General features: G+C 54.9%; 1 protein-coding gene. It reads right to left on the reverse strand.

Translation table 11 applies throughout. From position 1 onward, the window contains the following. A partial coding sequence (locus MN204_RS21075) for a PH domain-containing protein (protein ID WP_249872999.1) occupies positions 1 to 190 on the reverse strand: 190 nt, incomplete at its 3' end. Positions 191 to 253 lie beyond the last annotated feature (63 nt).

Here is a 253-nt window from a genome sequence, read left to right on the forward strand (position 1 = left end):
CTTTGATGAGCTGTCCCTTATTGTTGGGAATGTAAAGCTCAAAGCAGTTCGGCTTCCGAGGATCGTCCACCTCCCGGATGCTCAGGTTCTCTAGGGGGATAATCCCTCGGGGCTCCTTGTCCGTAGTGTATTCAAAGTAGTAGAGGCAGTTGTCTGTAAGGATGAACCAGCGCCGCTTCCAAGTCTTCACCCGGCCCCCTCCCAGCTTTAGGAGCCAGCCCTCTCGGTCTGGGTTGAAGAAGGTGTGGGTGAG

The organism is Oceanobacillus saliphilus (genome assembly GCF_023522835.1).
GTDB classification, from domain to species: Bacteria; Bacillota; Bacilli; order Bacillales; family Amphibacillaceae; genus Oceanobacillus; species Oceanobacillus saliphilus.